The 11,130-nt window shown below is 66.4% G+C and carries 11 protein-coding genes; 5 read left to right on the top strand and 6 right to left on the bottom strand.

The window, feature by feature from the left end; all coding sequences use genetic code 11:
- The 6 genes from RM96_RS31810 to RM96_RS31785 all read right to left on the bottom strand — a co-directional run.
- Positions 1-143: proton-translocating transhydrogenase family protein (locus RM96_RS31810; protein ID WP_039015719.1), on the bottom strand; the 143-nt coding region annotated here is incomplete at its 3' end.
- A 22-nt stretch (positions 144-165) separates the two neighbouring features.
- The gene (locus RM96_RS31805; protein ID WP_039015718.1) at positions 166-1,284 is read right to left on the bottom strand and encodes a Re/Si-specific NAD(P)(+) transhydrogenase subunit alpha; all 1,119 of its coding nucleotides are present in this window, start codon (positions 1,282-1,284) and stop codon (positions 166-168) included.
- Between the two features lie 115 nt (positions 1,285-1,399).
- Positions 1,400-2,194, bottom strand: a complete 795-nt coding sequence (locus tag RM96_RS31800) for a TauD/TfdA dioxygenase family protein (protein ID WP_039015717.1) — start codon at positions 2,192-2,194, stop codon at positions 1,400-1,402.
- A gap of 30 nt (positions 2,195-2,224) precedes the next feature.
- Positions 2,225-3,196 (bottom strand): zinc-binding dehydrogenase, encoded by a 972-nt coding sequence (locus tag RM96_RS31795; protein WP_039015716.1) that lies wholly within the window; start codon positions 3,194-3,196, stop codon positions 2,225-2,227.
- A gap of 37 nt (positions 3,197-3,233) precedes the next feature.
- Positions 3,234-3,599 (bottom strand): hypothetical protein, encoded by a 366-nt coding sequence (locus RM96_RS31790; RefSeq protein WP_039015715.1) that lies wholly within the window; start codon positions 3,597-3,599, stop codon positions 3,234-3,236.
- Complete coding sequence (locus RM96_RS31785) at positions 3,589-4,050, bottom strand: hypothetical protein (RefSeq protein WP_039015714.1); 462 nt, start codon at positions 4,048-4,050, stop codon at positions 3,589-3,591. The genes RM96_RS31790 and RM96_RS31785 overlap by 11 nt, the downstream gene beginning before the upstream one ends.
- A gap of 205 nt (positions 4,051-4,255) precedes the next feature.
- Between RM96_RS31785 and RM96_RS31780 the strand changes: the two genes are divergently transcribed.
- The 5 genes from RM96_RS31780 (at position 4,256) to RM96_RS31760 (ending at position 11,110) form a co-directional block, all read left to right on the top strand.
- Positions 4,256-4,546 carry a UxaA family hydrolase gene (locus RM96_RS31780; RefSeq protein WP_039015713.1) on the top strand — a complete coding sequence of 97 codons (291 nt, stop codon included), beginning with the start codon at positions 4,256-4,258 and terminating at the stop codon, positions 4,544-4,546.
- 5 nt (positions 4,547-4,551) lie between these two features.
- Complete coding sequence (locus RM96_RS31775; RefSeq protein WP_039015712.1) at positions 4,552-5,706, top strand: UxaA family hydrolase; 1,155 nt, start codon at positions 4,552-4,554, stop codon at positions 5,704-5,706.
- 6 nt (positions 5,707-5,712) lie between these two features.
- Positions 5,713-6,423, top strand: a complete 711-nt coding sequence (locus RM96_RS31770) for a GntR family transcriptional regulator (RefSeq protein ID WP_039015711.1) — start codon at positions 5,713-5,715, stop codon at positions 6,421-6,423.
- Complete coding sequence (locus RM96_RS31765; protein ID WP_039015710.1) at positions 6,420-7,454, top strand: Ldh family oxidoreductase; 1,035 nt, start codon at positions 6,420-6,422, stop codon at positions 7,452-7,454. Before RM96_RS31770 ends, RM96_RS31765 begins: the two co-directional genes overlap by 4 nt.
- A gap of 86 nt (positions 7,455-7,540) precedes the next feature.
- A complete protein-coding gene (locus RM96_RS31760; RefSeq protein WP_039015709.1) occupies positions 7,541-11,110 on the top strand; it encodes an indolepyruvate ferredoxin oxidoreductase family protein in 3,570 nt (1,189 codons plus the stop codon).
- Positions 11,111-11,130: the final 20 nt, after the last annotated feature.

The raw sequence follows: 11,130 nt of genomic DNA, 5'->3' as shown, positions 1-11,130 counted from the left end.
ATGATGATGGCCGAGATGGCATTGGTCACCGCCATCAGCGGGGTGTGCAGGGCCGGCGTCACGGTCCAGACCACGTGGTAGCCCACGTAGATCGCCAGTACGAAGATGATCAGGTTGATCACCGTGTGGTTAACCATTTCCATCAATGTCTCCTTGCCCGACCCGTTAACTGGCCAGTGCCATTCCGTCACGGCCGGTCACCAGGCAAGCCGCGACAATATCGTCGTCCTTGTTGATCACGAACCTGCCTTCCTTGTCGATGACCAGCTTGAGGAAATCCAGTACGTTGCGGGCGTAAAGCGCCGAGGCGTCCGCCGCGACCATGCTGGCAAGGTTGGTGTGGCCCACCAGGATGACGCCGTGGCGCTCGACCACTTCATCGGCCACGGTCAGCGGGCAGTTGCCGCCCTGCGCGGCGGCCAGGTCGACCACCACCGAGCCCGGCTTCATCTGCTGCACGGTGGCTTCCTGCAGCAGCACCGGCGCCTTGCGGCCGGGAATCAGCGCGGTGGTGATGACGATGTCGGCCTGGATCGCGCGCTGGTGGACCAGTTCTGCCTGCCGCTTCATCCAGTCGGGCGGCATCGGGCGCGCGTAGCCGCCCACGCCCTGCGCGATCTCGCGTTCCTCGTCGGTGAGGAACGGCACGTCGAGGAACTTGCCGCCGAGCGATTCGATCTGCTCCTTCACGGCGGGGCGCACGTCTGACGCCTCGATCACCGCGCCCAGCCGCTTGGCCGTCGCAATCGCCTGCAGGCCCGCCACGCCGGCGCCGAGGATCAGCACGCGGGCGGCCTTCACGGTGCCCGCAGCGGTCATCAGCATCGGCATGAAGCGCTGGTAATGGTGCGCGGCAACCAGCACGGCCTTGTAGCCGGCGATATTGGCCTGCGACGACAGCACGTCCATGCTCTGGGCGCGCGTGGTGCGCGGCGCGGCTTCCAGGGCGAAGGCGGTGATGTTCGCCGCCGCCATGCGCGCGTTGTTCTCTGCGTCGAAGGGATTGAGCATGCCCACCAGGACCGAGCCCGTCTTCATCTGCGCCAGTTCGGCATCGTCCGGGGCGCGGACCTTCAGCACAAGCTGGGCACCCAGCGCGTCGGCGGCGGTGCCGATGCGCGCGCCGACAGCCTCATACGCACCGTCAGGCTGGCTGGCCCGCACGCCGGCGCCAGCCTGCACCACGACCTGGTGGCCCTGGGCAACGTATTTCTTGACTGTCTCCGGCGTAGCGGCAACACGCGCCTCTCCCGCCCGAGTCTCAGTCGGGATCCCTATCTGCATGGTTCAATCTCCTATTATCCCCGCGCCGCCGTGCCCTTGCGGACAGGCTGTCGGGACTCCGGCCACCGCATGCCGTGCCAGCGGCAGGATGCGGTGCCTGTGTCATCGCGTCCCCTCAGCAGGGAACCTCGCCTTCCAGGGTCACGCGGTTGAGCACGCGCTCGGCGTTGCCATAGTCGTGCACGGCATAGTGCATGGTGCAGCGGTTGTCCCACATCACCACATCGCCTTCCTGCCACATATGGCGATACACGTTGTCAGGGCTGACCGAATGCTCGTACAGGAAATCGAGCAGCGGGCGGCTTTCGGCTTCGGTCATGCCTTCGATGCATTGCGCCGTGTCGGGGTGGCCGACATAGAGCGCCTTGCGGTGCGTTTCCGGATGCGTGCGCACGATCGGGTGTACTGCTGACGGCACCTTTTCAGAGCCGGTCATCTTGGCCAGCCGCGCGCCCGTGAAGCGGGCACGCAGGCCGGCGATCATGCGTTGCATCGCCGGCGACAAGCGTTCGTAAGACAGGTACTGGTTGCACCACATGGTGTCGCCGCCAATGGGGATCGTGACCGCGGAAAGGATCGAGATCTTGGGCGGCACCTCGGTATAGATCGAATCGGAATGCCACGCTTCGGTCGACGCCGTCTCCTTCGGGATCTTCGTGACCTGGAACAGCTCCGGGAAGCCGTTTAGCCCCTTGAGCAAAGGATTGCCCTGGACCGGCGTGCCCCAGCGCCGGGCAAAGGCAACCTGCGCCTCCGGCTCCAGCCGCTGGCCACGGAACACCAGCACGCCATAGTCGAGAAATGCCTGGTGCAGGGTCGCGAAGGTGGCGTCGTCGATCGGCGCGTTCAGGTTGACGCCGGTCACGGATGCGGCAACCGAACCGGTCAGCGCCTTGACTTGAACAGTCATGTTGTCTCCTCTCTGTCCTTTTCGGATAAATCAGTCGGCCAGCAGCACGATCTTCCCGACGTGCTGGTCCTGCTTCATGTACGCATGGGCGGCACCGATGTCGGTCATGGCAAAGGTGCGGTCGATCGGCAGGCGCACGCGCCCGGCGCGCAGGAAAGGCAGCATGTCGCGCGCGCAGGCCTGGATGCATTCCAATCGTTCCTGCTCGGTGCGGGTGCGGAACGTCACGCCGATCAGCTGCAGCCGCTTGAGCCACAGCAGCGTGAGATCGATCTGTGCGGTCGCCGAACCCAGCCGCGCGATGTTCACCAGCCGGCCCTTGACGGCCAGGCTCTTCATATTGGCTTCGAAAACGGGACCGCCGACCGTATCGATGATGATGTCGACGCCGCGATTGTCGGTAGCGGCCATGACCGCCTCGACCTGGTCGTCCTTCGACGAGTCGATGCCGACATCGACACCGAACTGGCTGATCTTGTCCAGCTTGGCTGCCGAACGCGACGAGGCGATGACCGGCCTGGCACCTATCAGCGACGCGATCTGAATGGCCGCCATCGCCACCCCGCCCGAGGCGCCGTTGACGAGCACCGATTCGCCGGCCTTGAGCTGCCCGTTCACCACCAGCGCGTCATGCGCGGTAATGAACACATTGGGAAACGCCGCGGCGTCGATCCATGACAGCCCGTCGGGCACGGCCATCAACGCCAGGGGGTCGGACACGACATACTCGGCCTGGCAGGCGCGCCCGTGGCCCATGACGCGGTCACCCTTGCGCCAGCCGGCCACGCCTTCGCCAACGGCTTCCACCTCACCGGCGAACTCGACACCCGCGGTGATCGTGTTCCCCGTGCGCAACTCCTTAGCCTGGTTGATCTCGCCCCGGTTCAGGCCGGCCGCGCGCACCTTCACCAGCACCTGCCCCGGCCCCGCTGCGGGGACCGGAATATCCTGCACTTCGACCTTGCCGCCCTCGGGGCCTGGCACTACACGGACTGCTTTCACTGCTGCCTCCTAGTTTCCTGGTTTATATGTCGCCGGCTCACGCGCTGGCCATTGCTGCCGCCCGGATCAGCGAGAGCAGTCGCAGCGCGCGTTCGGCCGCGTCTTCGCCACCGGGGTGATTGCCCCGCACGAACGGCGCGCGCGCATCCTCGATGCCGGCCAGTGCCTGCAGCGGCTTCTCCGCTGCCACCGCAAGCCGGCGGAATTCATTGACGGTCAGCAGATAGGTATGGAAGACGTCCTGCTGTGCCGGGGTCGCCTCCACGCGGTGCAGCAACGCGTTCAGCCAGTGCGTGCCGGCAAGCATGGCGGCCTCGATCTGCATCTCGTAGTCGCTTGCCGTGCACTTCTCCAGCGATGCCTCGATGCGCCGTGCCATGGCGATGTGCTGTTCAATGTCCATGGGGCGCTCCCTTCATGCGCGTCTCTAGCAACGCCAGGCAATGCCGCAGGGCCACGTCGCAGCGGTCGGCAATCTCCGCGGTCGGCTCCAGGCCCTCGCGCAGGCAAGGATCACGGTAGTGCTCGATGTGTTCCATGTCTTCCATCATGGCTGCGATATCCGACGGCACCGGCGCCTCCACTCTCGGGCGGCCGACGTGCAGTACGTCGCCGAGCGGCCGGAAAGCCGGCTTCAGGCCGCCGTCCGGCTGCGGCACGAGATAGACGCCGGGTTGCGTCGGGAACATATCGTCATCCAGGGTCACGTTCGCCTGGTGCAGCGCTGCGTTGACCGCGTGGGTGCCGGCAGTCATGCCCGCCCAGAACCACAGCTCAAAGTCCCGGAGAGGATCCAGGCGCTCGCGCAGGGCCTGCAGCTTCGCAATCTTCTCCATGTGTGACACCACCTTCATGCCTGCCTCCTCCTCGTCGATCGTCGGGCGCTGTCTGCAGCACCGTTGTCACCACGATAGACACAGCAAACTCTGATGTCAACAAACTTCTATATAGGACTTTCATGGAGGAGTAGTGGTTTTCTCGGGGTTAGGCTCGAATCTTCTTGACTAACCGCATGGCGATTCCCTACATTGCAATCAACCTCTATATAGGAGTTAATCAATGCCGCGAGCCATCGTACTCAATCCGGCCGACAATGTGGCCACCCTGCTGGGCGCCGGCCGTGCCGGCGAAGCCCTGGAACTTGAGGGAGAAGGATCAGGAAAGCTGGTCCTGCTACAGGACGTTCCGTTCGGCCACAAGGTGTGCATCACCGACACCGCGCCCGGCGCGACCATCCTGAAGTACGGCCAGGTAATCGGCCGCGCAAGCCAGGCCATCAGGCCGGGAGAACACATGCATGTCCACAACATCGAGTCGTCTCGCGCCCGCGGCGACCTGAACAAGGGGTAATACAGATGGCAACGACCTTCCTTGGATACCCGCGTGAGAACGGCGCCGTCGGCGTGCGCAACTGGGTTGCCGTGATTTCCGTCATGGACAACTGCAACCCCGTCACGCGCACCATCGCCCGCACGGTGAGCGGTTGCATCCCGGTCACCACGCTGTTCGTGCGCGGCCAGTTCGGCGCCGACCTCGATTTCGCCTTCGAGTCGCTGGCGGGCCTGGGGCGCAATCCCAATATCGCCGCGGTACTGCTGGTTGGCCTTGAACCGTCGTCGACGGAAGAAGTGGCGCGGCGCATCCAGGCCACCGGCAAGCCCGTCGAGCGCGTCCACCTGCAGCCGGACGGCACCATCAACTGCATCGCCGAAGGCACGCGCAAGGCCGCGCGGCTGTCGCTTGCCGCGTCGCGCGCGCGCCGCGTGCCGTGCCCGGTGTCGTCGCTGGTGATCGGCGTCGAATGCGGCGGCTCGGATACCACTTCCGGCCTGAGCTGCAACCCCGCCATCGGCCGCATGGCGGACCTGGTGATTGCCGAAGGCGGCACGGTCATCATTTCGGAGACCTCGGAGTTCATCGGCGCCGACCACCTCTTCGCGGAACGCGCGGCAGACGCCAGGGTGCGCGAGGCCTTTGTGACCGCCGTGCGCAATATGGAGAACCTTGCCATCTCGCGCGGGGTCGACATGCGCGAAGACCAGCCCTCGCCCGATAACAAGCGCGGCGGCCTGACCACGGTCGAGGAAAAGGCGCTGGGCGCCATGGCCAAGGCCGGCAGCAGCCCGCTCGTGGGCGTGCTGCGCTATGGCGAGGCGCCGCAGAAAAAGGGCCTGCATTTCATGGACGCGCCGGCGGCCGCAGTGGAAAATCTGACTGCGCTTGCGGCCGGCGGGTGCCAGCTCACCTTCTTTGGCACCGGGGTGGGCAACCCGATCGGCAGCATGGTGGCACCGACGGTCAAGGTCTGCGGCAACGTCAATACGCTGCAAACCATGGCCGACAACATTGACTTCGACGTGAGCGCGGTCCTGCAGCATGGAGAGAAGATCTCCGACCTCGGCGACCGGCTGTATGCCTACGCGACGGACGTCGCTTCCGGCACACGGCTGACCAGCGAGGTGCTCGATATCCGGGAGACCGCGATCAGTCGCTTTGCACTGAGCCTCTGAGCAACCATGACAAAACTGAACAGCGTCTCCGACGCGATCATCCGCTCCATCGAGACCGGCGCGCTGCGCGAAGGCGACCGCCTGCCGTCCGAGGGTGAACTCGCCAGCTTCCATGGCGTGAGCGTCGGAACCATCCAGAAGGCACTCGCCCGGCTGACGAACTCCGGGCTGATCACGCGCGAGCAGGGCCGGGGCACCTTCGTCTCCGGCACGCGCGTGGCGCCCGCCGATGTCCGCTACCTGCGCTTTCGCGACGAAGGCGGCAACGAACTGCCCTCCTACGTCCACGCGCGCTCGGTCAAGCGCATCAAGCGCAAGGGTCCGTGGTCGGATTTCCTCGGCGGCGAAGGCGACGGTTACGTGCGCATCGAGCGCGTGATCAACGTCGGCGGCCGCTTCGACCTCTACAGCGAATTCTGGCTGCGCGAGGAGGATTTTGCGCAGCTTGGCGGCCTGGACCGGGAGGCGCTGGAGAAGAACCTGCGTGAACTGATCGGCCAGCGCCTTTCGCTGCCGACGCTGCGCGTGGACCAGTGGATCCGCTTCGGCGCGCCGCCCGCCGCGGCCGCGCGCGAGCTGGGCCTGGACCCCGACGCACCGTCCTTCATCATGGAAATGCGCGGCTACACGCTGCGCGACCAGCCCCTCTACTACCAGTCGGTCTACGCCGCCCCGTTCTCCGAGCGGCTGATGATCGTGCGGGAGAAATCCACATGAGTACCCGATGGGCTCCCCTGGCGCTTGAGCGCTGGACGGCCAACGTTTTCGAGTCCTGCGGCGTGGCGCCGCAACACGCGGCGCAGGCTGCCCGCGCGCTGGTGCGCAGCGAGCTGCGCGGCTACAAGACGCATGGCATGACGCGCGTGCCCTCTTACGTCGAACGCCTGCGTGCGGGCGATTTCAACCCGCGCGCCGCCATGTCGCACCGCAGCTTTCCCGGCGGCATCGTGCTCGACGCCGACGGCGCCATGGGCCAGGTTGCCGGTCCGCATGCCGTCCAGCTCGGGCTGGAAGCGCTGGAATCCAGCGCCTCGGTGCTGATTGCCGTGCAGTCGTGCGGCCATCTGGGGGCGCTCGGCATTCACGCGCTGCTGGCTGCCGAGGCTGGCGCCTTCTGCATGATCGGCCAGCGTACGCCGCCGGTGCTGGCGATGGAAGGATTCTCGCGCGCGGCGATCGGGCACAACCCCATTGCCTTCGGCTGCCCGTTGCCGGGCCAGGCGCCGATCGTGTTCGACGTGGCCTGCAGCGTTGCCGCACGCGGCCATATCCTGCTGGCCGCCCGTGAAGGCAAGCCAATCCCTGCCGGATGGGCCCTGGACGACGAGGGCATGCCGACCACCGACGCGCAACGCGCGCTGTCCGGGTCGCTGCTGCCCACAGGCGGGCACAAGGGTATTGGCCTGGCGATGATGGTGGAGTGCCTGGCCGGCGCCCTGGCGGCAACGGCGGACGCGCTCTCGCCGCAGCGCAATGATGTCGCCAGCGGCGGCGCGGTCGGCCGGCAAGGCGGCTTTGTCTGGCTGGTCAAGCCTGATGCCTTTGCAGGCCGGGACCTGTATGCCGACTACATGACGCAGTGGACCGGCAACTACCTCGCCGCCGGCGGGGATGGCGCACGGCTGCCTGGCCACCGCGGCGACGCGCTCGAACGCGACGGGCGCGAGCGAGGCATCGCTTTACCCGACGCCATCCTGCGCGAGCTGGATACGCTCGGCCGGCAACTCGGCCTTCCCTTCTCAAGCTAGGCGTCCGACACCGACATCCACAGATAGCCGGGAAACCGGCAGATGCCGGCCGCCCTTGCCCAACCCTCACTGGCTAATTCCGACCTATGAACGCCCCCACACTCCCCGACGCAGCCCGGAAGGCCATGGAAGCCGTGTCGATCGAAGACAAGTACGCGCTGGAATCCGGACGCGCCTTCATGAGCGGCGTGCAGGCGCTGGTACGCCTGCCGCTGCTGCAACGCAAACGCGATGTATTGGCCGGCCACAACACCGCCGCGTTTATTTCAGGCTACCGCGGTTCGCCGCTGGGCAATTATGACCAGGCGCTTTGGCAGGCCAAGAAGTACCTTGCCGACAACCATGTGGTCTTCAAGCCCGGCGTCAACGAGGAACTGGGCGCCACCGCGGTCTGGGGGTCGCAGCAGCTGGAGTTCGATGCGGCCAGCAAGAAGTACGACGGCGTGTTCGGCATCTGGTATGGCAAGGGCCCGGGCGTGGACCGCAGCGGCGATGCGCTCAAGCACGCCAACCTGGCCGGCACGGCGCCCCTGGGCGGCGTGATCGCGCTCGCCGGCGATGACCATGTGTCCAAGAGCAGCACCCTGGCGCACCAGAGCGACCATACCTTCATGGCATGCGGGCTGCCGGTGTTCTTTCCGTCCAGCGTGCAGGACATCCTCGATCTGGGCGTGCATGCCTTCGCCATGAGCCGCTTCAGCGGCCTGTGGGCTGGCATGAAGACCGTGCAGGAAGTGGTCGAATCCGGTGCGTCGGTGCTGACCGATGCGGATCGTGTCCGCATCCTGCTGCCCGAGGACTTCACCATGCCCGAGGGCGGCCTGCATATCCGCTGGCCCGATGACCCGCTGGCGGCCGAGGCACGCATGATGGAGTTCAAATGGCCGGCCGCCCTGGCCTATGTGCGGGCCAACCGCCTGAACCGCAATGTGGTGGAAGGCCCGAATGACCGGCTGGGCATCATTGCCAGCGGCAAGGCCTACAGCGACACCCGCCAGGCCCTGCTCGACCTGGGCCTGGATGACAACACGTGCCGCGCGCTCGGCATCCGCGTCCATAAGGTGAGCGTGGTATGGCCGCTGGAGCCGGCCGGTGTGCGCGAGTTCGCGCATGGGCTGCGAGAAGCCCTGGTGGTCGAGGAGAAGCGCCCCATCATCGAGCAACAGCTCAAGGACGAGCTGTACCACTATCGCCCCGAGGCACGGCCGGCCGTCTTCGGCAAGTACGATCACACCGACGGCGCCGGCGGCGAATGGAGCCACAGCAAGCCGGGCCAGGACTGGCTGCTGCGCGCCAAGGCCGACCTCTCGCCGGCACTGGTGGCCAAGGCCATCGCGCACCGCCTCAGGCTGCTTGGCGTGCCGCCCGACGTCGCGGCACGCATGGATGTGCGCCTGAATGAAATCGAAGCGAAGGAGCGTTCGACCGCCCAGGGCGATGCCCGCGGCACTGACCGCCTGCCGTGGTTCTGCCCCGGCTGCCCGCACAATACGAGCACCCGCGTGCCGGAAGGCTCGACCGCCATGGCCGGTATCGGCTGCCACGGGATGGTGACCTGGATGGATCGCTCGACCACGTCGTGGTCGCAAATGGGCGGCGAAGGCGTGCACTGGATGGGACAGTCCGCGTTCAGCAAGCGCACCCACATGTTCGCCAACCTTGGCGACGGCACCTATAACCACTCCGGCTTGCTGGCCGTGCGCCAGTCCATCCATGCCGGCGTCAACCTCACCTACAAGATCCTGTTCAACAGCGCCGTGGCCATGACCGGCGGGCAACCGGTGGACGGACAGCTAGATGTGCCGGCCATGACGCGCGAGCTGGCCGCCGAAGGCGCCGGGCAGATCGTGGTGGTCACCGATGAGCCGGGCAAGTACGCTGTGGTCAACAATCTGGCCGCGGGCGTCACAGTGCGCCACCGCGATGAGCTTGATGCCGTGCAGCGCGAACTGCGCGAAGTGGCTGGCGTGACTGTCATCATCTACGACCAGGCCTGCGCCACCAAGAAGCGCCGCGAGCGCAAGCGCGGCACCATGGCCGATCCGGACAAGCGCGTGGTCATCAATGAGCTCGTCTGCGAAGGCTGCGGCGACTGCTCGGTCCAGAGCAACTGCCTGGCCGTGCAGCCGGTGGAGACCGAGTTCGGCCGCAAGCGCACGGTCAACCAGAATACCTGCAACAAGGACTTCTCCTGTGTCAAGGGGTTCTGCCCGAGCTTCGTCACGGTGGAAGGCGGGCAGCTGAAGAAGCCGGCCGCTGCCGCCAAAGGCCAGCGCCCTGCCCCGGACGCCATCCCCATGCCCGAGCTGCCGGACGCCGGCACGCCCCGACGCATTGTGGTGGCCGGCATCGGCGGCACGGGCATCGTCACGATCGGCGGCGTGCTCGGCATGGCCGCCCACCTGGAAGGCAAGGGGGTGATCACGCAGGATGCGACCGGCATGGCGCAGATGGGCGGCGCCACCTGGAGCCACATCCAGATCGCCGCCAGCCCGGATGCGCTGCATGCCAGCCGCGTCGATCTTGCCATGGCGGACCTGGTGATTGCCTGCGACACGGTGGTGGCTGCCGGCAAGACCTCGCTCGCCACGATGTCGCCCGAGCGCACCTATGTGGTCCTGAACAGCCATCTCACGCCGACCGCCGCCTTCGTCCGCAACCCGGACTGGGACCCGCAGACCGGGGAGGCCGTCGCCAGGATCGCGCAGGCTGTCGGCCAGGACCGGATCGGCACGTTCGATGCCGAACAGGTGGCCACGCAACTGCTCGGCCAGTCGATCTACGCGAACCTGCTGCTGCTCGGCTACGCCTGGCAGAAAGGCAGGGTGCCGCTGTCGCACGCGGCGCTGATGCGGGCCATTGAGCTCAACGGCGTGCAGGTGGAGAGCAACAAGGCTGCCTTCGAGTGGGGGCGCCTGTGCGCGCATGACCTGTCCAGGGTGCCGTTGCAGCCTGCAAACGCGCAGGTGATCCAGTTCACGCGCAAGGCGTCGGTGAACGAGCTCATCGCCAAGCATGTGGAATTCCTCACCGGCTACCAGAACCGTGCCTATGCCGCGCAATACGAAGCGTTTGTGGCTCGCGTGCGGAAGACCGAGTCCGTGGTCGGGAACACCCGCTTTACGGAAGCGGTTGCCCGTTCGCTGTTCAAGCTGATGGCATACAAGGACGAATACGAGGTGGCGCGCCTGCACACCGGCGCGGCATTCCGCCAGCAGATCGAATCCATGTTCGAAGGCAAGGTCCGGCTGGTGCATCACCTGGCCCCGCCCCTGTTTGCAAAGAAGAACCCGGACGGCGAACTGGTCAAGGGCGCGTACGGCCCGTGGATGCGCAAGGCATTCGGCGTGCTGGCCCGGCTGAAGGCGCTGCGCGGCACCGCGTTCGATCCCTTCGGCTACACCGCGGAGCGCAAGGAAGAACGGGCGCTGGTCGCCGAATACCAGCGCAGCGTGGAAGCGCTGCTGCCGGCACTGTCGAAGGAGAACGTGGATCTGGCGCTGGAAATCGCCCGGCTGCCGCAGGACATCCGCGGCTACGGCCACGTCAAGGCGCGCAACCTGGCGGCCACGCGCCCGCAGTGGCAGCGGCTGATGGGGCAATGGCGCGAGGAAGCGGCACAGCCGGGCCGGAAACAGCCCAGCGTGGCGGCATAAGCAGACCGGCTACGGCGAAG

It is taken from the genome of Cupriavidus sp. IDO (assembly GCF_000812465.1).
Classification (GTDB): domain Bacteria; phylum Pseudomonadota; class Gammaproteobacteria; order Burkholderiales; family Burkholderiaceae; genus Cupriavidus.
This window is presented reverse-complemented; position numbering and strand designations above follow the sequence as displayed.

Excerpts from the sequence above, each read along its gene's own strand:
- RM96_RS31805 (WP_039015718.1), bottom strand. The coding sequence starts at position 1,284 with ATGCAGATAGGGATCCCGACTGAGACTCGGGCGGGAGAGGCGCGTGTT.
- RM96_RS31800 (WP_039015717.1), bottom strand. The coding sequence starts at position 2,194 with ATGACTGTTCAAGTCAAGGCGCTGACCGGTTCGGTTGCCGCATCCGTG.
- RM96_RS31790 (WP_039015715.1), bottom strand. The coding sequence starts at position 3,599 with ATGGACATTGAACAGCACATCGCCATGGCACGGCGCATCGAGGCATCG.
- RM96_RS31785 (WP_039015714.1), bottom strand. The coding sequence starts at position 4,050 with ATGAAGGTGGTGTCACACATGGAGAAGATTGCGAAGCTGCAGGCCCTG.
- RM96_RS31780 (WP_039015713.1), top strand. The coding sequence starts at position 4,256 with ATGCCGCGAGCCATCGTACTCAATCCGGCCGACAATGTGGCCACCCTG.
- RM96_RS31775 (WP_039015712.1), top strand. The coding sequence starts at position 4,552 with ATGGCAACGACCTTCCTTGGATACCCGCGTGAGAACGGCGCCGTCGGC.
- RM96_RS31770 (WP_039015711.1), top strand. The coding sequence starts at position 5,713 with ATGACAAAACTGAACAGCGTCTCCGACGCGATCATCCGCTCCATCGAG.
- RM96_RS31765 (WP_039015710.1), top strand. The coding sequence starts at position 6,420 with ATGAGTACCCGATGGGCTCCCCTGGCGCTTGAGCGCTGGACGGCCAAC.
- RM96_RS31760 (WP_039015709.1), top strand. The coding sequence starts at position 7,541 with ATGAACGCCCCCACACTCCCCGACGCAGCCCGGAAGGCCATGGAAGCC.